Raw genomic sequence first — 23,557 nt, 5'->3', positions numbered from 1 at the left:
ATGCGGATGTCTTAATTACATCTCAAGATACTCAATGGTCATACTTAAGAAAAGCAGGACTTCCAACAACAAATCCAGATGGAAGTGAAATGCTTACTGCATTTACATCGTCTCGTGATGAATCTAACGTTGGTGTAACATTTTCTCTTTCTGCGACATATAATGGTCGTATTGTAGACGTAAACGTAATTGCGGCTGATGCTGAAGAAGCAGGGCGTACAGAAATTGTTCAATTTGAAACAGATGGAACGAAATGGGAACAATTCATGGCATTAAATCTTCAAAAAGATATTGATGATAAAACAGCTAAAGGAGTTTATCCAAGTAAAGAAAGTGATGTTAATGCTGACGGACGTCTTGCGCAAGCGGGATATAATCCAAAAGATTGGGTTAACTTAGACGAAAAAGGGAAACCTATTGCATACGGAACTAATACATTTGGAGCGAACTACACATCAATGGGATCTAAAAACTCATTACCTATCGCTCTTTCTCAAAACGTTAAAACATTATCGATGTACTTGAACTCTGCAGGAGCGCAGGCAGGAACAATCGGATTCATGATTTATGATGGAGGAGATGCTCCGCAATCTTACGGTTCTGCACAACATATTATCGGGGACTTTAACAAAGAAGTTATTAAAGATGGAGTTAAAACTCAGGTAACAGCTACTCAGCCATATCTAGGTAATGTTAAAGGAGACCCAGATTTCCGTTCAACTAAAACTGACCCTTCAGGTGGATGGGTACTTGATGATTTAATCACATCAGAAAAATATAAAGAGACACCATTAGAATCAGGAAAAACAATTGTAACAACAGATAAGGGTGTAACAGGTAAATACTTATTATTACCAAATGGTAATGCTGTAATTGAAAAAGCTGATAACACACGTGTACTTTTAAATCAAGGTGATGTTATTGAGATGGCGAACCCAGTATCTAAGCTTCCGATTCGTGGAGTTTATAACCACACAACAGGTGCTTTAGGTGAAGGTACTCTTGGAGATGAAGGAGAAAGCCAACTTCTTGATCCAGCGGTAGCAACTGAGTACAAATTACGTCAAGCCCAAGGTAATGAATATGTCCTTGAAGGTGTTCGTGCTAACCTAGGTGTTAATAATGATAAAGCTTATATCCGTGGATGGGTAGACTTCAACAACAACGGTAAATTTGATCTTAATGAATCTTCAGAAATCGTAGAAGTTAACCAAAATGGAACTTACAATATTAAATTCAAAAACACGCCACAATTACTAGATACCTCAGCAGATAGCTTAGGAGTACGTTTACGTATTTCATTAACAAAAGATGAGATTCTAGAACCAACAGGTGTGGCATCATCAGGGGAAGTAGAGGATTTCCAAACACATGTAGTTCACATGCCACGTGGTACTAGACATGAGACAAAAGATTATCAAGGTCGAGAACAAACAGTTACACTACCAACTAATGCGATGTTCATAGCTAATGGTAAAAATAAAGATTCTAAATTTACAAAATGGGCGCAAATTGAAAATGAGAATTTATCGCCGAAAATAGTTCTAACTGATAAGCAAGTCGCGTCAGAAGAAGCTATTGCTGATAAGTCTGGATTACCTGCAAATTATCGTGTAGACTCTACAGGCAAGGTTCATGTAGAACGAAATGGTGCCACTGTATATTCAGGAGAATATGTAACAGTAAAAGATAAAAATAATAAAGTTTTGGGTAAAGGACTTAAAGTTACAAACCCATTAACTGGGAAAACAGAATATTTATTAAGTGAGTACACAGAATATGATACTGCAGGAAATGAAGTAGGTACATATAAAGTTAATCCTGCTAATGAAGGTAAAAATACTTCTGTAGGAAATGGATTATATGAAACTACATTAACATTTAAACCTAACAAATCTTATGTTGGAACAGCAAAAGGTATTGCTGTACGTGCATGGGATGATAATAATAATTCAACTGGATGGGAAGCTAATAATGATACAATTGAGGCTTCTAAAACATCTACTACATTAGCAGAAAAAGATAAGGTTCTTGAAAATACAAACAATGGAAATAATGGTTATAAAACAATGGATACTAGTTATATTCCAACTGTTATTGATGTGAGACCAATAGGTGAAGATACTACAACTACTGATGTTCAAGGTAAAAAACAAAGTGCTAGACCTCAAATCCCAGTATATGGAACAGTGGAAACTGAAACAGGAGATAAGATTACAGATTCTAGGTATGCTGATGAATTCGAAATCATAGATAAGAATAAGAGTATAAAATTAGCGGATACTTTAGAAAGTAATAAATCTTCATACGATAAAGATACTGAAGTAAGTAAGGCTACTACATTAACACTTGCTGATGGTAAGGTGGTTACGTATACTCCTGATAAAGATAAATTACCAGCGCGTGCGAAAATTGCTGAAGATGCAGATGTGGTAGTAACAGGTACAGGTTCTGTTGTAGTAAATAATGTTCGACTTGTTACTGGAAAAACTATCCCAGCGGGAGCTAGTCCAGTTGATCCTCATCCTGTTACAGCAGACACAGTTGTTACTCTAGCTAACGGTACAGAGACTACTATTTCTGCCGGAGGAAGAATTCCAGCAGGAGCTAAACTTAAAAATCCATTAGTAACAACGGCGAATAATACATGGAATAATGTCACATATAATACAGGTGATACTATACCGCGAGAATCAGGTAATAAAATTTCTACCCTAGCTAAAGAAATAGCTATTAGTCAAATTGTAGGAAAAGGAGATGTTGTAAAAGTTGACGGTAAATATCGTGCAACTAACACGATTCCAGCGGGTACTAAAGTCAAGAGAATATTACCGTTAAATCAAGTTATATTACCAAGTGCAACACATCTTGATCCTACAACAGGAGCAATAACAGAGGTTCCACGTAGTTATGACCTGGCAAACACTAACGATTCTAAAGTAACAATCACAGGTGAAGGGGTATACGAACTTGTGAAAGATGCAAGTGGAAAACCAACAGGTGAAGTTACATTTACACCAGAACCTGGATTTGTAGGAAGAGGAACAGGTGTAGATTTAGTACAACCAGATATAGACTATAATGATGTTGTAGCAAATGATAAAGTTACAGAAAAATATGGTACTGATTACGGTAGAGCAAAATACACACCAATAGTAACACCAGTTACAGAAGCGTCAATTACACGTACAATTCACTATGTGTATGAGAGTGATAATGATGCAACAGCTACTAGTCAAGCTTCTTATAAAAATAATGATCCAATTTTATCGATCAATAATGAACCAGTAACACGTTCTCAAACTTTAAACTATACTCGTACATATAAAATGTTTGATGAAGATGGTGTATTAGACCAACCGATGGTAACTGCGAATACAGTTAGAGATGTGAATGGTACAGAATACACAGCAGGAACTGAAATACCTAAAGGTACTAAATTCTCTCAAGGAACATTGATTATTTCCGATTGGAAACATGGAGAAAATAACGAAGAGATGAATAGTATAGTTTCTCCTACTGTAAAAGGTTATACAGCGAATGTTGTAACTTTAGAATACAATGCTCCAAATGCAACAGGAGAAATGGCTCATATTAAAGATACTAAGGAAATTGGTACTTATAAACCGATTGATAGAAATACAAAAGATGTCGGAACGTATAAACCAGCTTCTTCTGCAATAAGATCAGACGACAAAGATAACTTTGATATGTATGTTGTTTACAAAGCTGATACCCAAAAAGCCAAAGTAACCTACATCGACTTAGACGCAACAGGTGATGCTCGTATTCTTGAAGTTCAAACAGCAGCAACTGCTCCTGCTACGGGTGCGGATGCGAAAACAACTTACGGGGTTACAACACTTCAAGGTAAATCTCATACGAAGATTCCTTACCTAACAGCTGACACAATCAAGAAATATGAAGACCTTGGTTATGAATTAGTAACTGATGACTATACAAATAATACTCAAGGTACAGCTATTGAAGGTGGACGTAAGTTCGATGACGATAAAGATGTAGACCAAGCGTTCAATGTTTACCTACGTCATAAAAAAGTTCTTCGTCAAATTAAAGATACTCAAGAAGTAACACGTACAATCGAATACAAATATGCAAGTACAGATGATGTACCAGCAGATAAACGTGGAACAACGGCTGCACCAACAGTGACTGAAACACTTCACTTTGAACGTGACCGTACAATCGACTACACATTAGCTGCGAAAGAGTATCCAGCAGAATATGCTGCTTATAAAGCTGTGTTAGATGCTAGTAGATATGATTCGCCAGAAGAATACAAAGCTCGTACAGTTTACTACGATCACATCACAAACAAAGCGATAGCTGCAGATGCAACAGCTGCTCAAAAAGCAATCGTTACATTTGGACCATGGACTCCGGTAGGTGGAACAGCTACTGGTGTAACGTTAACACCTGCAGAAGTAGCAAAAGACGATAAGTTCAACCTTGTTAACTCTCCAGAAGTGACTGGTTATGTTCCAGATAACGCTACTGTAGAAGCAACTGCAGCAATTGATGCAGAAGCAGATGACTACAAGATCACAGTACTTTATACTCCAGTTGCCCAAAAAGCTGTAGTTAAATTCGTAGAAGTAGATCCTACTAATACAGATAAAGTAATTACTCCAGGTCTTGCAGATCCAATCGCAGTAACAGGTAAATCAGAAGCAGCTTACCCAGCTACAACAGCAACTTCAGTAACTAATAAGATTGCTGAGCTAGTTAAGAAAGGTTACGAACTTGTAAATAACGGATTTGTATCAACAGATAAATTCGATAAAGATGCAGCAGTTGATCAAGAATATGTTGTGAAATTCAAAGCTAAAGTAGTTGATATTCCATCATTCGATCCAACAAAACCATCAAGTAACGATAATCCAAAACCAACTCCAGGTGTAACGCCAATCGATCCAAATAATCCAGACGGACCAAAATGGACTGAGGCATTAATCAACGCTGTAAAAGTACAAGAAGAAGTAACACGTACAATTAAGTATGTATACGAAGATGGTACTCCAGTGGCAGAATCTGATTTAACAAGTGTAGCTGATAAGAAAATTAAAACACTTAAATTCACTCGTCCTGGTAAGATTAATGTAGCGACAGGAGAAATCACATACGGAGATTGGTCAGCTGATCAAACATTCGAAGCAGTAACTTCTCCAACACTTGAGAAATACACTGCGGCGGTTGCAGGTGTAACTCCAACAGTTGCAGATGTACCAGCGAAAACTGTAGCGGCTACTGATAAAGACTTCGAAGAAGTAGTAGTTTACAAAACTAAACTAATCACGGTTGATCCAAAAGCTCCAGGTTATAAAGAACCTAAGAAAGATCAGCCAATTAATCCAAATGATCCAAATGGACCGAAATGGACTGATGAACTACTTGCGAAACTTAAAAATACTGAAGAAGTAACACGTACAATTTCGTACACTTACTCAAAAGAAGCAAGTGAATTAAACCAGGCTGAAAAAGATGGAAATAAAGGTGGAACTAATGTAGTTGAACCAGTTACTACAAAAGTGAACTATACTCGTGTAGCTAAGGTGAACCCAGTAACAGGAGAAATCACTTATGGTGAGTGGGAAGCTAAAGATAACGATACTACATTAGAAGGAAATGCACTTCCAGCAGTAGCAGGATATGTCGCAACAGGAGATGTGGAAAAATCTACGAAACCTGTAGAAAATGTGAAAGCAGAAGATAAGGATATTACGGAAAAGGTAGTGTACAAAGCACTAGGTAAATATGTACCAGTTGTACCGGAAGGATTTACACCACCTACAATTCAAGATCCACAATATCCAAATAATCCAACAGATCCTACAAAACCAGGAACACCTACAACAACGATTCCATACGTACCAGGGACTACACCAGTAGGACCAGATGGGCAACCGTTGACACCAAAAGTACCAGGTGATCCAAAACAAGGATATGAACCACCAGTTCCAATTACACCAACTGGAGACACAACAATCGTTTATACGAAAGATGGTTCTCAAGTAGCTGTAACGAAATTCGTAGATACAACTGGTAAAGGATTAGAACCTTCAGTAGTAGATACTGGTGATACAGGAAAAGCCTTCACTAAAGATGCAGAAGTAACTGCAGCAATCAATAAGATTTTAGCTCGTGGATATGAAAAAGTAGCCAATGTAAATGCAAGTGAAAAAGATTATCCATCAACAGATGCTGAAAAAGTATTTGATGCTGATGCGTCAACAAACCAAGAATATACAGTAACATTCAAACCGATTGTTAAAGATATTCCAACAGATCCAACTACTCCAGGTTATGTGAAACCAGAACCAGGTCAACCAGTAGATCCAACAAAACCTGATGGACCAAAATGGCCTGAATCTGTTAAAGACTTGAAGACAACTGAATCTGTAACACGTACTATCAAGTATATTTATGATGATGGAACTCCAGTTCCAGACGCTAAACTAGGTACAGATGTACCAGGTAAGAAAATTCAAACTCTTGAATTCACAAGAACTGCTAAAGTAAACCTTGTGACAGGAGAAATTGAATATGGAACATGGACACCTAAGACAACAGCTGATTTTGAAGCAGTGCCAACACCAACAATTGATGGATACACATCAGCGTTAGTAAGTAATCCAACAACAAGTGATGTTCCAGCTAAGACAGTAACAGCTGATGCAGCGGACTTCGAAGAAGTTGTAGTTTACAAAATAAAACAAATTACAATTGATCCAAATGATCCAAACTTCGATCCAAATAAACCAGTAGATCCAAACAATCCAGACGGACTAAAATATAAAGATCTTAAACTAGCTGAAGAAGTAAAACGTACAATTACGTATACTTATGCAGATGATGTAGTAGATACTGCTAAACGTGGAACTGAAGCAGAACCTAAACATGAAACTACAGTAAGCTTTACACGTACAGCAACAGTTAATGCTGTAACAAAAGAAATTACTTACAGTGAATGGACGGCTAAAGATAACGATACAACTCTTGAAGGAAAAGCAACTGTCCCAGTTAAACCTGGATATGTAGCTACAGGAGATGTAGAAGCATCTAAGAAAGATGTAACGGGTGTTAATGCAACGGATAAAGATATTGTTGAAAAAGTTATCTACAAAGACTTAGGTAAATTTGTTCCAGTTGTTCCAGAAGGATTCACTCCTCCGACAATTGAAAACCCACAATATCCAAATAATCCAGATGATCCTACAAAACCAGGAACTCCTACAACTACGATTCCATACGTACCAGGAACTACACCAGTGGGACCAAATGGAAAACCATTAACTCCGAAAGATCCTAACGATAAGACAAAAGGATATAACCCACCAACACCAACAAATCCAACTGAGGATACTACAATCGTTTATACGAAAGATGGTTCTCAAGTAGCGATTACACACTTCATTGAAGTAAACAGTGAAACTGATAAAACTGAAAAAGGTGGAGTAGCTCAATCAATCGTAGACACAGGAGATACAGGAAAATCCTTCACGAAAGGTGCAGAAGTAGAAAAAACTATTGAAGCTCTAAAAGCTAAAGGGTATACAGTAGTAGAAAACAACTATCCAACAGATGGTAAATTCGATGCAGATGCGACAACAAACCAAGAATATAAAGTTCTTGTAACAGTTAAACCAGTAACTGTAAATCCAAACGATCCAAAACCAACTCCAGGAACTCCAATTGATCCAAATAATCCAACAGGACCAAAATGGACTCCAGAGCTAATCAAAGAGTTAGAAGATGGACGTAAAGAAGAAGTTAAACGTACAATTAACTATGTATATGCGGATGGTAAGAAAGCTGCTGATACAAAAGAAGAAACGAAAGAATTCACACGTTCAGTAACAATCAACCCAGTAACTGGTAAGATTACATTCGGAGACTGGTCACCAGCTCAAACATTTGAAGCTGTAACTTCACCAGAAATTAAGAATTACACTCCAAATAAAGTGACTGTACCAGCATCAGAAGTAACAGCAACTGCTGAAGACATCAATGAAACAGTAGTTTATACTACAAAACCAGTAACATTAGATCCATCTAAACCAGCGGATCCAAACACACCGAATGTTACTCCAAAACCTGATGACAAAGTACCAAACGATCCAAAAGGACGTACTTACAAAGAATTAGGATTAATTGAAGAAGTAACTCATACAGTTCACTATAAACTAGCTGACGGATCAGATGCGGGTATCCCTGATAATGTACAAACATTAACATTTACTCGTACAGCTGACCTAGATCCAGTAACAGGAGCAATCTCTAACTTCTCTGATTGGAAAGCTAAAGGTGACGATACAACAATTGATGCTGTAACAACTCCAAACAAACCTGGATATGTAGCTTCAGCGAAAACATCTACAGAACGTACAAATGTAGCAGCTACGGATAAAGATAGTGAAGAAACAATTATCTACCGTAAACTTGGTTCATATGTACCGGTAATTCCAGAAGGAGTAACACCTCCAGCAGGAACTGACTTAACACCAAAACCATATGAAACTCCAACTAATGAAGATCCTACAAAACCAGGAACACCTACTGAAACTCCAGTAGTACCATACATCCCTGGAACAACACCAGTAGGACCAAACGGTAAACCATTAACTCCGAAAGATCCAAACGATCCAACTAAAGGATATGAAGTACCGAAAGTACCAGAAGATCCAACTCAAAACACTACAATCACGTATGTTAAAGATGGTTCTCAAGTTGCTTTAGTTCACTTCATTAAAGCTGATGGAACTGCAGTTCACGTATCAGTTGCAGAAGCAGGAGACACAGGTAAAGCAATCAAGACAACAAACATTGATAATGTTAAAGCTGAATTAGAAGCTAAAGGTTATGAAGTTGTTGCACCAACTGATCCAGCTTATACAGCAGAACGTGTAGCATTCTATGCTGATGCAAACCGTACATTCGATGATAAAGATGATAAAGGTAATGATGGAATTAGCCAAGTTTACTATGTAATCGTTAAAGAAGGAATCACTCCAATCGATCCAGATAAACCGCTAGATCCAAATAATCCAAATGTTACTCCAAAACCAGGAGACAAAGTACCAGGAGATCCAAAACAACGTACATTTGAACAACTTGGATTATTAGATGAAGTTAATCGTACAATAAACTACAGATATGCTAATACTGATAAAGTAGAAGAAGCTAAACGTGGTCAAGAAGCTGCAGCTACTGTAGAACAAAAACTTCGTTATTCTCGTAAAGGTGATTTAAACAAAGTAACAGGTGAAATCACTTATACTTCTGATTGGACAAAACCACAAACATTAGCTGAAGTAACATCTCCAGTAATCGAAGGATATGTTGCAGATATTAAAGCAGCAGAAAAAGTAGATAACGTAGCTCACGATGCAGCTGACTCAGTAGTAAACGTAGTTTACTCACCACTTGGAAAATATGTACCAAAAGTACCAGAAGGATTCGAAGTTCCAAATATTGATAAACCTCAATATCCAAACGATCCAACAGATCCAACAAAACCAGGAACACCAACAAAACCGATTCCTTACGTTCCAGGAACAACTCCAAAAGATCCAAATGGAAACCCACTGAAACCAGTAGATCCAAACGATCCAACTAAAGGATATGTTCCACCAACACCTGAAAATCCAACAGAAGATACTGAAATTAGATATGAGAAAGATACTCAAAAAGCGACAGTAACTTATGTTGTAGAAGGAACAGGAACAGTACTTCACACAGATAACCTAAAAGGTAAATCTGGAGAGCCAATTGAGTACAGTACAGTAGCTAAACTTGTTGAACTTAAAGCTCTAGGATATGACCTAGTAACTGATGGATTCACAACAGCTACAGATAAGAACTACGATAAAGATACAAAAGTTGATCAAAGCTTCGTAGTAACGGTTAAACCACACGTTGAGCCACTTAAACCAGTAGATCCAGAAAATCCAAATGATCCAAACAAACCAAAACCAGGACAACCAATCGATCCTAACAACCCTGATGGACCAAAATGGACAGAAGATCGAATTAACAAAATTGATAATACACGTCACGTTAACCGTACAATCACATACGTTGACGAAAAAGGTAACAGAGTAACTTACACAGATAAAGCTGGTAAAGACTCTACAGAATCTATTAAAGATAAAGTTACATTCACTCGTGAAGGTAAGATCAACTCAGTAACAGGTGAAATTACTTACGGTGATTGGACTGCTAAAGATGGGGATACAACATTTGATGCTGTAACATCACCAGTAGTTAAAGGATACATCCTGAAAGATGCTAAACAAAAAGAAGTAGCAGCTACAACAGGATTAACTGCAGATTCTAAAGATGAAAACATCGAAGTAGTGTACACTAAACTAGGTTCATGGGTACCAAAAGTACCGAAAGGTGAAACACCAATCGATCCAATTCCATATCCAAACGATCCGAAAGATCCAACTAAACCAGGTAGCGATAGACCGATCGTTCCTTACGTACCAGGAACTACACCAAAAGTACCACAAGATCCAACTAAACCAGTTGATCCGAAGACTAACCCACTAGTTCCGTTAACACCGGTAGATCCACAAGATCCAACTAAAGGATATGAAGTACCACCAGTACCAACTGAGCCAGGTAAAGATATTGAAATCAATTATGTAAAAGATGAACAAAAAGCAGTAACGAAATTCGTAGATCCAACTGGAAAACCAATCCCAGGAACTGTGACTATTGAAGAATCAGGTGAATCAGGTGAGCCGTTAACAAAAGCAAATGATGTAACTGCTGAAATTGCTAAGTTAATTGCCAAAGGATATGATTTAGTAAGTAATAACTATGGTAAAGATAATGACGGAAACTTCGATAAAGATTCTAGTAAAGATCAAGAATACACTGTAGTGTTAACTCCTCATATTCAAGATGTACCACCATTTGATCCGAAAGATCCAAATGATCCAAAAACACCGCAACCTGGACAACCAATCGATCCAAATAATCCAACAGGACCAAAATGGACGGATGAATTAATCAAACAATTAGAAACAACTCGTCACGTTAACCGTACAATTAAGTATGTTGACGAAAAAGGAAATGAAGTGTCTAAGGCTGTTACTGATAAAGTAACGTTCGCTCGTGGAGCTAAGTTAAATGTAGTTACAGGAGAAATTACTTATAACGAATGGACTGCGAAAGATAACGATACAACATTTGTAAGAGTAGTATCACCGATTGTTAAAGGATATATTCTAAAAGACGCTAAACAAGAAATAGTTCCAGCATCAACAGGATTAACTGCAGATTCTAAAGATGAAAACATCGAAGTAGTTTATATCAAACTTGGTTCATGGGTACCAAAAGTACCGGGAGGAGAAACTCCAATTGAGCCAATTCCATACCCAACTGATCCAAATGATCCGACAAAACCAGGTACAGATAAACCAAGAGTACCTTATATCCCAGGAACAACGCCAGTAGTACCGAAAGATCCAACTAAACCAATTAGTCCGGATAATCCACTAGTACCGTTAACTCCGGTAGATCCACAAGATCCAACTAAAGGATATGAAGTACCACCAGTACCAACGGATCCAAGAGTAGATACACCAATCAACTACGTAACTGATAAGCAAAAAGCTATCACAAACTTCGTAACTGAAACTGGTAAAGTAGTATCAACTCCAGTAGTAGATGAAGGTGATTCAGGAGCTAATTTCACTAAGTCTAAAGTTGATGAAGTAACTAAGACTATTGAAAAACTTGAAAAAGCTGGATACAGAGTAGTTAAGAATGACTTCCCATCTAAAGATACAGACAGAGTATTTGATAAAGATAAATCTGTAGATCAAATCTTCAATGTAACAGTAGCTGAAAGAATTATTCCAGTTACACCAGGTAAACCAGTAGATCCAAATGATCCAAACTTACCGAAGAACCCAGATGGAACACCAGTAATACCATCTACACCAGAGCCAGGTAAACCAGTATTCCCTAACGATCCAAACAGCCCGGTATGGCCAAATACAGTGAAAGATATGGTAACTGAAAAATCAGCTACACGTACTATCAAGTATGTAGATCGTAACGGAAAAGAAGTAACTGAAACTCGTACAGAAACAATCAAATTCACTCGTGAAGCTAAGGTTAACTTAGTAACAGGAGAAATCACATATGGAGAATGGACAACAGATCGTAACGATGATATCTTCAACGGATACCCAGTACCAGTTGTTAAAGGATACATTGCTAAAGATGGTGATTTAGAATCATCAACTAAAGATGTTAAAGTAACACCTGATACAATTAAGGATATCAACGAAACAGTTGTTTACGATAAGTTAGGATCATGGGTACCAAACATCCCAGGAACACCAACAAATCCAATTCCATATCCAAACGATCCAAAAGATCCAACAAAACCAGGAAGCGACAAACCAATCGTTCCTTACGTGCCTGGACACACTCCAATGGTACCTCAAGATCCAACAAAACCAGTTGGACCAAACAACCCATTAGTACCGTTGAAACCAGTTGATCCAAATGATCCAACTAAAGGATATGAAGTACCAAACGTACCGAACGATCCAACTAAGGATACACCGATCAGCTACGTTCCAGTACCACAACCAACGCCAAAACCAACTCCAACAACTCCGGCAACACCGGAAACTCCTAAAGCTCCAGAAGCACCAATAGCTCCAAAAGCGCCAACTCAAGTTAAACGCTTAGCAAACACTGGTACAACTGAAACTAACACAGGATTAGCTGGATTAGGAATGGCAATCTTCGGTGGATTACTTGTAGCAGCAAGACGTCGTAAAAACAATGAAGATTAAGAATAAATAGCTAAGAATGATCTTAGTTAGAATAAGACCCACTTTCGATACATTTCGAAGGTGGGTCTTGTTTTGTAATTAATGGCTTCTGAAGTGAGTGAGGGTATAATAGTAATATGAATCGAGATTTGATTCATTATGTAATTCTAGTAAAGAAAAATTACTTGGATACTAAAATGTTAGAAAAACCACTATTAATGGAGTATAATTAAAGTGAAGAAGAAAAGAAGTGAAAAAGGGGTTGTTAATTATGGAAAAAGCATATGATGGTAATGCTCGTTTATTGAGTGATTTATCGATGAACATAAAGGAAGCAATGGAATTTATGAAGAAATTGCAAGAGTTACCTGAAAAAAACATATGGATGATAGAAGTAGAATATTACTGTAATAACTGTAATAGTTATTTTGATGCTGATAGCCAAGGCTTTGGTTATCCAACTTGTCCTTATTGTGGTTCGGATAATGTTTCAGATTTTTAAAAAATTATAATCAAATATACACTCCCAAAAAAGGACAGAAAGTAAATTTTTACTCTCTGTCCTTTTGAATATTTACTAAATAAAAAAATCTAAGCAACAAATTGCTGCCTAGATTTTATTACTTATTTTTCTCTGTGTTCCGAATTTGATAGGGAGTCTTAATTAACAGCAATCCCAGTTGAATAATGTATCTTCAAAATCTAAGTTTGCTAATTTTTCTTTGTTAATAAAGAAGTTTGCAACTCCTGAATCGCCCCACATAATTAGATTATCTTTTGTATTTGGATCCCATTCGCTTTCTATTTGAAGTAACATTGTGTCGTACGCTTCTTTATTCTCAGGGTCACGAGGATCCCATTGAACGAATGTTGGATAACCTCCGATAGCGTGTTTAACTCCCTCAAAAGCTTTAAATAGAGTCACGTAGACTTTTTCATCAAGGTCTTCGTATAAATCTTCCATCTTTTCATCTGGGAATAATTCGTGGATAGCATCTTTTGCGATGTTCTCGAATAAGAAATCTGTAGCTGTAATTGTAGAAGTTCCTTTGCTGAATATTAATGCAAATGATGCATCTTTTTCTTGGAATGGAGAATGTTCATCCGCATTATCTTCGCTAGGAAGATGATATTTGCTCAGCACATCACTGTTTGTTATACTATCGTCTATATCTTTGATATATTTAACAACATTAGTTCCTTTAGAATTTAATCCGAAAGAATCGTCGCGTGAAATCCAGAATTGTAGTAATCCTTCTTTAGGATAAATATCATTTTCAGGAAGTTCAGTACAGTTAATTTGAGCTAGTAGTGCAAGTTGATTTCCTTCTGCATCTACAGGTACTTCGGCATCTTGTGCTATGTAAGGAATTCCTCCAAATTTACTAGTTTTAACGTTAAGACCTCTATCTCCATTAATAGAAATAGCGATATATTCTTTTGTGTGTTCATTTCTAATTTTTTCTATAACTTTATTGATATTTTCAATTGTAATCATAAACCCCTCCGATATACGCACGTATTTTAATTTTTTTTGTTTAAATAGAGTGATACATCGTTCAATGTATAAAACTCATGTACAATAATTTCAAGTATATTTTTGTGGTGAAATTTTATCGAATTTGATTAAAAGTGCTTGCTTGATTGTCGTTAACCAAATTGGCAAAATTGTCTATCTATTGCACATAATAGTTAAATATGCAATATTCCACGCTTTCATTCTATCATACGTCTTGTTGTTGGTCAATAGTAACAAAATCATAATAAGGTAAAGTTGAATGCCTTGCAATGTTTGTTTGTATAAATAAGGTACGTTTAGAAGCAAATGAAAAATGAAAGCAATTAAATTTAAATAAAACACATAAATTTTCAAATTAAAATAAGATAAAAAAAAGAGTGAAATTTAAAATTTAAAGTATATTTTAAGTAATATTTATAGTTTTTTAAGTTGTTTAAAGTATATTTTAAGTAAAGTGTAGTTATTCTGTTGTTTTATTGTTTTTACAGGTTAAACGTTGGTTTGAAAGTGTTTTTATATGTTACCCAAATTTTTTTTTTAGAAACTGTATTAATTGTTATTTCTTGATTAGAAATACATAAATTTTCGAAAAAAGGATGAGGAGTAGCTGTAATTTTAAAATTTTTATAGTTGTTTCATCTGATATTTCTTATTATTTTAGTTATATAAATAGAAAAAATTTTATAAAAAAAATAGAGGTTTGTAAATTATTCTTAAAATGTATAAAAACATTCATGTAAAAACATTTCTACTATAATTATACTTAAAATATGGATATTACTAGATTGCTAATTATATAAAAATAACACTAAATTAATAATTTCCACTGAAAATTATTATTTTTTTTATTAGACAAATAAAAGAAAATTTGGTAAAGTATATAAGGGATTTTAATAAAATTCAAATTAGTTTTAAGCAAGAGTCAGCGTAGTTTTAGTGCTGATTTTGTTATTGAATTATTGAAAGTGTTATATTAATACTATCTAATTTTATGGTATAAGTTTTGAAATCAAAGAATTTTCCACAAGGATTTTGTTTAGAATGTTATATTAAACCATGGAGAGATAATATGAAACATACGCTAGAGATAATTTAAAAAGTAAAAAATTAGGAGGAAGTACATGGTAGGAAAAAATAATCAATACCTAAAAAATACCAAAGAAGGTACTAAGGTAGAGAGTTACTCTATCAAGAAATTTAAAGTTGGTACAGCATCAGTAGTAATCGGTGCAAGTATCTTTTTAGGAGCTGGAGCAATAGCTCAAGCATCTGAAGAAGTTTCAAATAACACAACTGCAGATAACACTACAAACGCAGGCGAGAAAGCAGAAGCTCCTAAAGCTGTAGAAAAAGCAGCTAAAGTAGAGAACACTAAAGAAAGTGTAGCTGCAGCAGTAGCGGCAAAAGTAGGAGCAGAAGCACCTAAAGCAGAAGCTAAACTAGATAAATCTGGATTAGAAAATTACATTAATGAAGTTTCAGTTAATCTAGAAGCTGGAAAATACGCTAACAAAACAGATGAGTCTGTAGCAGTATTAAAAGCTGATTTAGAAGCTGCTAAAGTAACGTTAGCGAATGCAAAAACACAAGACGAGTTAAAAACTGCTTACAACAAACTTGTAACGACAGTAAACTCAAAATTAAAAAACAAACCAGTTGAGAAAAAAGAAACACCAGCGGTAGACACTACAAATGGTAAAGAAACTGTAGCTAAAAAAGCTGAGAATACAGAGAAAAAATCTGATTCAAACTCAATCGAAAATACAGGTTCTAATGATGAGCGTAATGGAAAAGAAATCGAAAAAGGTTCAAACTTACGTTCTGCGAATGAAGGATATACTCTATCTTCAACAGAACTAAGAAAAGAAAATGGTGAATTTGCAACGGCGACTGGTAAAACATATAAAGAGTTAGATGGCAATCCTGCATATAGAATTTATGTAAAAGGATTCCAATCAGAAAATACAGAAGTAGTTGCTAAAAACAACCCACAACCTGGTACTGGAGCACGTACTGATCTTCCGTTATCAAAAACAGAAGCACAAAAACTTGGACGTGAAGCAGCGATGTGGAATAATAAGCTTCGTGCAAGTGGTCAAAATAATAATACTAACTCATATGGATCAGGTGGAGCTTATGAATATCTAGCAACAGAAATTTATGGATACACATATGAACAAGGTAACCACTATGTTTATCTTAAAGATGTAACAAAACGTTTCGATTTAAATGATGAAGCGAAAGCGGCAGGATACACTATCAAGAGTGTAACTCCAAGTAACTTACCTCCAGGATTAGGATATAACGCAGCTACAGATACTGTAGAAGGATATGTTGGAGCAAGTATTCAAAACGGTGTTTATGACTTCCGTTATGAATTAACTGTTGCAAAAGGTGATACTGAACAAAAAGTATTCTTCCGTGACCTGCAAGCAGGGTGGATAGGTTGGCAAGATTCAACTGCTCCTAGAATTCAAGGTTCTTCAACAATGGTTACTATTGGGGAGGATGTAAGCCATGAATTACAATATGTTGATAATGATGGAGTAAATAAAGATACACGTGCTAACTATCAGCGTGAAGATGGTTCTAAGTTCGTAGCTGGTTCAAAAACTGCGCCTAATTCATCTGCTAAAAAAGCAGAATTTGTGGCAGCTGACGGGACTACTGTTAAATCAATGAATAATCCTCAAACAGTTACTGCTTATACAACATTAAATGGTAAAACGAATGGAACTAAACCAGTATCTCTTGACGATACTATTCCAGGGTTAACTTACGCACCAGAAACAGGTTTAATCACAGGTAAACCAACAGAAGCAGGAATCTTTACTGTAGCAGCATTAGCTAAAGATTATAACAGTGCATCAGCATGGAACATGAATGGACAAGAAGCACATGAAAATATCACAATTGCAGTTGCTCCTAAGATCACAGTGAAGAATGTTGAGGCTTATGCAACAAGTGTACCTGTAACAATCTCAAATGGAGCTAATAAAGCTGAGATTACAACACCAGATGGGAAAGTAACAAAATTAGCAGTTAAAGATGGAAACTGGGTTGTAGCAGCAGGAACTACAAATACAGCAGTTCAAGAAGGAGCGGTACTAGCACCAGTTGCAACTTCAGGAGAATCAACTATTAACTTAACAGTGACTCCAGAAGCTACAAAATATGTAGGAGTAGATAGTATTGCAGCTAAAGCAACTACAGATAAAGTTCAAGCATACTTACAACGTGAAACAGTAAAAGTTAAAGATCACAATCAAAAAGAATATGTAGCAACATTTAACCGTGCAACAGGTAAATACTCTCTACCTATGGAAGATGCATATCACCTAGAAGAAAATGGAGATAACACAATTCTTACAGAAAGACGTGTTTATACAGAAGCTCAACCTAACGGAGATGTTAAATTATTTGTTTATGAATTCACACGTACATGGAATGCTAAATCTTCAGCGACAAATCTAGTAGATAAAGTAGCAGAAGTTAGAAAAAATGGTGAAGTAACAGCAGTAGGAGATGTTTTCCGTACGGAAACATTATTACCAAATGATCAAACGTCAAGTACTCAAGGTAGAACGATTAAAGTAAATTATGATTCAGTAACAAATCAATGGACTGCATCTGATGGATCTAAGGTAACGGCAACAGAAACAGGTGCAGGATGGAAGGTTTCAACTGATTCAGGATTTAATGGGTATATTGCATTCCGTGAAGCAGTAGGATCAGATTTAGCGTCTATCCAAAATGCCAAACCAACAGGAACTTCAACAAGTTATTCAGAAGAAAAAGGTGCAACAGTAGACTTAATTAAATCTACTAAAGCAAATGTAGCATTCGCAGACACAATCGATGATAAGACATCAGCAACAGATTCTGATACTATTAAGACAAAAGTAACAGCAACTGCACCAGATGGAACAGTAACTACTTTTGATGGAGCTCAAGCAGAAGAAACAGCTTATATCCAAGCTCAACGTTCAGCAGCTGAGAAAACTCAAGCAGCAGCTCAAGCGGTAAAAGAAAAACAAGAAGAACAAAATAAATTAGCAAGTTTACAAGAAAGATTAGATCGTCAAATTAGAATGGTTGAAGATGCTCAAACAGCATTAGATAATTTAAAATTACGTACAATTTCACCAACGGCTGAAGAAATGGCTCAAAGAACGCTTAACGTAGCAAAAGAAATTAAAGCAAAACTTGAAGCAGATATCGAAGCAGCTAAAGGGAATGTAGCAACACTTGATTCTAAAGTTACTGCAACTAGAACAGAAGCTGTGAAAGCTGAGGAAACTGTAGAAACAGCACGCACAGCCCTTAAAACAGCTGCAGAAGCAAACTTAGCTAAAGCTAACGCTTATGTACTATCTCAAAAAGGACGTTACAAAGTAACAGCAAGAGCAGTAGATTCAAACGGTGTTGTAACAACTCCAACAGTAGGTGGAACAGATTCTGGTGAAGTTACAGAAGACGCAGTAGCAGAAACAACTTACTACATCGTAGTAACAGAACCAGAAAAATCATCAGGGGCTCAAGGTCAAAAACAAACTGACTCAATGGCAGATAACTTCAATGATGGAAAAGAAGGAACTACAGTATCAGATTACAAACTAGTAGATCCAACAACAGGAAATAAAGTTTCTTCAGTAAAAACTGATCAAGGAACATATACAGTAGATCCAACAACAGGTGAAGTAACGTTCACTCCAGTAGAAGGATTTGTAGGAACAGCTACACCGATGAAAGTTTCAGCGAATGTAACATTCAACGATGAATCAGGAAACCCGGTAACAGTAGCGACAGAAAATACATATACACCAACTGTATATGGAGTTCAACCATCAGCAGATGAAACTACAGGAAAACAAGGTCAAACTCAAACATCTAAATCAGGAAAAGATCGTTTCTCTGAATTAAATACAGCGACTAACACTCCAGATGGAACAAATGTAGACTGGACAACAGCTGCATACTCATTAGAAGGAGCTAATGCTGAAGGTAAAGTGGTAGTTGATGGAGAAGGAACATATTCAATCGATCCAACAACAGGAGTAGTAACATTTGAACCACTTCCAACATTTACAGGAAAAGCTAAAGGAGTTAATGTACAAGTATCAGTAACAGCGACTGACTCAGAAGGAAATAAAGTTCCAGTTACATCAAAAGGAAAATACACTCCAGAGGTAACACCAGTAGTACCAACAGGAGAAGGTGTAACTTCAAGTGGAAAACAAGGCCAAGAGCAAACGGGAACACCTAAGTTTACACAAGGTGATGAAACAGCACCAATCACAATCAACGAACAGCAACCAGCTAAATTCGTAGTAAATGGGCAACCGGTAGAGTCAACAGAAATTCCAGCAACAAAAGATGGAAAAGAAGTTGGTAAATACGTAATCGATCCATTAACAGGTGTAGTAACATTCAAACCAAATAAAGACTTCACAGGAACACCAGATCCAGCGACAGTACAAGTTAAAGATAAGAATGGAACACCAGCTACAGCAACTTACACACCAACAGTAACACCAGTAGTTCCAACGGCAACACCAAAAGAAACAACTGGAAAACAAGGACAACCACAAACTCAAGAAACAGAGTCAATGTTCAAACAAGGTGATGAAGTAGCACCAATTGACAAAACTACAGTTAAACTAGTAGATCCAAGTGGTAATGAAGTAACAACAATGCCGGCTACAAAAGACGGTAAAGAAGTTGGAACATACACAATTGATCCAACAACAGGAGTAATTACATTCCAACCAAACAAAGACTTCACAGGAACACCAGATCCAGCGAAAGTTACAGCTAAAGATACTAACGGAACAAAAGTAGAAACTACTTACACACCAACAGTAACACCAGTAGTACCAACAGCTGAGCCAAAAGAAACAACTGGAAAACAAGGACAACCACAAACTCAAGAAACAGAGTCAATGTTCAAACAAGGTGATGAAGTAGCACCAATCGACAAAACTACAGTTAAACTAGTAGATCCAAGTGGTAACGAAGTAACAACAATGCCAGCGCTTAAAGATGGAAAAGAAGTTGGAACATACACAATCGATCCAACAACAGGAGTAATTACATTCCAACCAAATAAAGATTTCACAGGAACACCAGATCCAGCGAAAGTTACAGCTAAAGATACTAACGGAACAAAAGTAGAAACTACTTACACACCAACAGTAACACCAGTAGTTCCAACAGCTGAACCAAAAGAAACAACTGGAAAACAAGGACAACCACAAACTCAAGAAACAGAGTCAATGTTCAAACAAGGTGACGAAGTAGCACCAATCGACAAAACTACAGTTAAACTAGTAGATCCAAGTGGTAACGAAGTAACAACTCTTCCAGCAACAAAAGATGGGAAAGAAGTTGGAACATACACAATCGATCCAACAACAGGAGTAATTACATTCCAACCAAACAAAGACTTCACAGGAACACCAGAACCAGCAAAAGTTGTAGCTAAAGATACTAACGGAACAAAAGTAGAAACTACTTACACACCAACAGTAACACCAGTTACACCAACAGCTGAACCAAAAGAAACAACAGATATTCAAGGTAAAACACAAGAAGGAACACCAACGTTCACTCAAGGTGATGAAACAGCGCCAATCACAATTACACCAGAGCAACCAGCTCAATTCGTAGTAGATGGAAAACCTGTTACAGATACAACAATTCCAGCAACAAAAGATGGAAAACAAATTGGAACATACACAATTGATCCAACAACAGGTAAAGTAACATTCACACCAAATAAAGACTTCGTAGGAACACCAGACCCAGCGACAGTACAAGTTAAAGATAAGAATGGAACACCAACATCAGCGACTTACACACCAACAGTAACACCGGTAACACCAACAGCAGATCCAGCTGAAACAACAGATATCCAAGGTAAAGAACAAAACGGAAAACCTGAGTTCAAACCAGGAAACCCAGAAGTACCAATGGATGATGAAGTACCAGCAACATTCGAAGATGGATCAACAACTAAGACAATTCCAGGAGAAGGAACATACACAGTAGCACCAGACGGAACTGTAACGTTCACTCCAGAGAAAACATTCACAGGAAAAGGAACAGGAGTAACAGTTAAACGTGTAGATAAGAACGGAACACCAGTAACGGCTAAATACACACCGACAGTTACACCGGTAACACCAACAGCAGATCCAGCTGAAACAACAGATATCCAAGGTAAAGAACAAACTGGAAAACCAACATTCAAACCAGGAAACCCAGAAGTACCAATGGATGATGAAGTACCAGCAACATTCGAAGATGGATCAACTGAGAAAGTAGTACCAGGAGAAGGAACTTACAAAGTAAAACCAGATGGAACAGTAACATTCACTCCAGAGAAAAACTTCACAGGAAAAGGAACAGGAGTAACAGTTAAACGTGTAGATAAGAACGGAACACCAGTAACGGCTAAATACACACCAACAGTTACACCAGTAACACCAGAAGGAACACCTGCAGAAACAACAGATATTCAAGGAAAAGAACAAACTGGAAAACCAACATTCAAACCAGGAAACCCAGAAGTACCGATGGATGACGAAGTACCAGCAACATTCGAAGATGGATCAACAACTAAGACAATTCCAGGCGAAGGAACTTACACAGTAAAACCAGATGGAACAGTAACATTCACTCCAGAGAAAAACTTCACAGGAAAAGGAACAGGAGTAACGGTTAAACGTGTAGATAAGAACGGAACACCAGTAACGGCTAAATACACACCAACAGTTACACCAGTAACACCAGAAGGAACACCTGCAGAATCTGAAGGACCTAAAGGACAACCACAAACAGGAACACCAGAATTCAAACCAGGAAATCCTAATGTGCCAATCGATAAAGATGTACCACCAACATTCGAAGACGGAACAACTACAAAAGTAGTACCAGGAGAAGGAACATACACAGTAGCACCAGATGGAACTGTAACATTCACTCCAGAAAAAGACTTCGTAGGAAAAGCTAAAGGAGTAACAGTTAAACGTGTAGATAAGAACGGAACACCAGTAACAGCTACATATACTCCAACAGTACGTCCAGATACTAAATTCGTAGTTGTAGGTAAAGATGGAAAAGAAACTGAATTAATTCCATCTAAAGATGGAAAAACACCATCTGAAGTAATCCCAGGATACAAAGTTGTTAAAACTGAAGTAGACAAAAAAGGAAATACAAAACACATCTATGAAAAAGTGACAACAACTTACAAAGATAAAGATGGAAATGTAATTCCAGGAACAACTACTGAAGAAGGAACAAATCCGAAGAAAGATATTCCAGGATACCGCTTTGTAGAGACTAAGACACTTCCAAATGGAGATACAGAACACGTATACGAAAAAGTTAAAACAAGTTATAAAGATAAAGACGGAAATGTAATTCCAAATTATCCAACAGAAGACGGAGATCAACCGAAGAAAGATATTCCAGGATACCGTTTCGTAGAGACTAAGAAACTTCCAAACGGAGACGTAGAACACGTATACGAAAAAGTTAAAACAAGTTACAAAGATAAAGACGGAAACGAAATTCCAAACTATCCAACAGAAGATGGAGACCAACCGAAGAAAGATATTCCAGGATATCGCTTCGTAGAGACTAAGAAACTTCCAAATGGAGACATCGAGCACGTATACGAAAAAGTAACAACTCCAGTAGTAGAAAAAACTACATCATGGATAGACGAGAATGGAAACCCATTAAAACCAGTAGAAAAAGGAACAAAAGTTCCAGGAGAAATTCCAGGATACGAGTTCGTAAGAACAGTTGTTGATGAAAATGGAAATGTACAACACATCTTCAAGAAAACTTCACGTATTCCAGGTGAAAACAGAACTACAACATGGACAGATGAAAATGGAAACCCATTAAAACCAACTGAAAAAGGAACTTTAGAATCTGGTAAGATTCCAGGATACGAGTTCGTAAGAACAGTTGTTGATGAAAATGGAAATGTACGTCACATCTTCAGAAAAGTAACAAACACTAAAGCAGGACAACGCCTAGCGAACACAGGTACAACAGAAACTAATACTGGCTTAGCAGGATTAGGAATGGCGATCCTAGGTGGGTTACTAGCGGCAAGACGTCGTAAAAACGATAAAAACTAATTTGAAATCTAAGCAAAATACTAAACAAAACTCTTAAAAATAAAGACACTCTCGAT

At 36.7% G+C, this 23,557-nt stretch carries 4 protein-coding genes; 3 read left to right on the top strand and 1 reads right to left on the bottom strand.

Features of this window, described 5'->3' with window-relative positions; all coding sequences use genetic code 11:
• Window positions 1-89: 89 nt before the first annotated feature.
• Both O5Y44_RS07885 and O5Y44_RS07880 read left to right on the top strand, forming a co-directional pair.
• Window positions 90-12,845 (top strand): mucin-binding protein, encoded by a 12,756-nt coding sequence (locus tag O5Y44_RS07885; protein ID WP_371465899.1) that lies wholly within the window; start codon window positions 90-92, stop codon window positions 12,843-12,845.
• A 250-nt stretch (window positions 12,846-13,095) separates the two neighbouring features.
• Window positions 13,096-13,326: a hypothetical protein gene (locus tag O5Y44_RS07880; protein WP_371465897.1), complete on the top strand. Its 231-nt coding sequence runs from the start codon at window positions 13,096-13,098 to the stop codon at window positions 13,324-13,326.
• 162 nt (window positions 13,327-13,488) lie between these two features.
• Here the strand turns inward: O5Y44_RS07880 and O5Y44_RS07875 are convergent, their stop codons facing one another.
• Entirely contained in the window at window positions 13,489-14,322 is an 834-nt protein-coding gene (locus tag O5Y44_RS07875) for a YwqG family protein (RefSeq protein WP_371465895.1), read from the bottom strand.
• Window positions 14,323-15,464: 1,142 nt separating this feature from the next.
• Here O5Y44_RS07875 and O5Y44_RS07870 point away from each other — a divergent pair.
• Window positions 15,465-23,501 (top strand): YSIRK-type signal peptide-containing protein, encoded by an 8,037-nt coding sequence (locus O5Y44_RS07870; protein ID WP_371465894.1) that lies wholly within the window; start codon window positions 15,465-15,467, stop codon window positions 23,499-23,501.
• Window positions 23,502-23,557: the final 56 nt, after the last annotated feature.

The sequence above is a fragment of the Gemella sp. 27098_8_155 genome, from assembly GCF_041433725.1.
GTDB classification, from domain to species: Bacteria; Bacillota; Bacilli; order Staphylococcales; family Gemellaceae; genus Gemella; species Gemella haemolysans_D.
This window is presented reverse-complemented; position numbering and strand designations above follow the sequence as displayed.

Coding starts and splice junctions, on each gene's coding strand:
- O5Y44_RS07875 (WP_371465895.1), bottom strand. CDS start 14,322: ATGATTACAATTGAAAATATCAATAAAGTTATAGAAAAAATTAGAAAT.
- O5Y44_RS07885 (WP_371465899.1), top strand. CDS start 90: ATGCTTACTGCATTTACATCGTCTCGTGATGAATCTAACGTTGGTGTA.
- O5Y44_RS07880 (WP_371465897.1), top strand. CDS start 13,096: ATGGAAAAAGCATATGATGGTAATGCTCGTTTATTGAGTGATTTATCG.
- O5Y44_RS07870 (WP_371465894.1), top strand. CDS start 15,465: ATGGTAGGAAAAAATAATCAATACCTAAAAAATACCAAAGAAGGTACT.